This is a genomic window from Streptomyces sp. NPDC001717 (assembly GCF_042892775.1).
Classification (GTDB): domain Bacteria; phylum Actinomycetota; class Actinomycetes; order Streptomycetales; family Streptomycetaceae; genus Streptomyces.
The window spans coordinates 3,637-5,172 of the sequence record NZ_JBIAUK010000062.1 but is presented as its reverse complement, the minus strand read 5'-3'; the positions used below and the strand labels follow the sequence as shown (position 1 = coordinate 5,172).

Sequence of the window (1,536 nt, the reverse complement as noted above, 5' to 3'; positions counted from 1 at the left end):
TTCAGAACTAACACAGTGGACGCGAGCAACTGAGGACAAGCCCTCGGCCTATTAGTACCAGTCAGCTTCACCCGTTACCGGGCTTCCACATCTGGCCTATCAACCCAGTCGTCTACTGGGAGCCTTACCCTCTCAAGGAGGTGGGAATACTCATCTTGAAGCAGGCTTCCCGCTTAGATGCTTTCAGCGGTTATCCCTCCCGAACGTAGCCAACCAGCCATGCCCTTGGCAGGACAACTGGCACACCAGAGGTTCGTCCGTCCCGGTCCTCTCGTACTAGGGACAGCCCTTCTCAATATTCCTACGCGCACAGCGGATAGGGACCGAACTGTCTCACGACGTTCTAAACCCAGCTCGCGTACCGCTTTAATGGGCGAACAGCCCAACCCTTGGGACCGACTCCAGCCCCAGGATGCGACGAGCCGACATCGAGGTGCCAAACCATCCCGTCGATATGGACTCTTGGGGAAGATCAGCCTGTTATCCCCGGGGTACCTTTTATCCGTTGAGCGACGGCGCTTCCACAAGCCACCGCCGGATCACTAGTCCCGACTTTCGTCCCTGCTCGACCCGTCGGTCTCACAGTCAAGCTCCCTTGTGCACTTACACTCAACACCTGATTGCCAACCAGGCTGAGGGAACCTTTGGGCGCCTCCGTTACCCTTTGGGAGGCAACCGCCCCAGTTAAACTACCCATCAGACACTGTCCCTGATCCGGATCACGGACCGAGGTTAGACATCCAGCACGACCAGAGTGGTATTTCAACGGCGACTCCACCATGACTGGCGTCACGGCTTCAAAGTCTCCCACCTATCCTACACAAGCCGAACCGAACACCAATATCAAACTGTAGTAAAGGTCCCGGGGTCTTTCCGTCCTGCTGCGCGAAACGAGCATCTTTACTCGTAGTGCAATTTCACCGGGCCTATGGTTGAGACAGTCGAGAAGTCGTTACGCCATTCGTGCAGGTCGGAACTTACCCGACAAGGAATTTCGCTACCTTAGGATGGTTATAGTTACCACCGCCGTTTACTGGCGCTTAAGTTCTCAGCTTCGCAACCCCGAAAGGTCACTAACCGGTCCCCTTAACGTTCCAGCACCGGGCAGGCGTCAGTCCGTATACATCGCCTTACGGCTTCGCACGGACCTGTGTTTTTAGTAAACAGTCGCTTCTCGCTGGTCTCTGCGGCCACCCCCAGCTCACGGAGCAAGTCCGATCACCAGTGATGGCCCCCCTTCTCCCGAAGTTACGGGGGCATTTTGCCGAGTTCCTTAACCATAGTTCACCCGAACGCCTCGGTATTCTCTACCTGACCACCTGAGTCGGTTTAGGGTACGGGCCGCCATGAAACTCGCTAGAGGCTTTTCTCGACAGCATAGGATCATCCACTTCACCACAATCGGCTCGGCATCAGGTCTCAGCCTTAATGAGGGACGGATTTGCCTACCCCTCGGCCTACACCCTTACCCCGGGACAACCACCGCCCGGGCTGGACTACCTTCCTGCGTCACCCCATCGCTTACCTACTACAAGT

1 rRNA gene (only partly in view) is annotated in these 1,536 nt (G+C 56.3%); it reads right to left on the bottom strand.

What is annotated here, in order from left to right:
• Positions 1 to 31 precede the first annotated feature (31 nt).
• Positions 32 to 1,536 (bottom strand): 23S ribosomal RNA (locus ACFYZL_RS39950) (it continues 1,639 nt past the right edge of the window).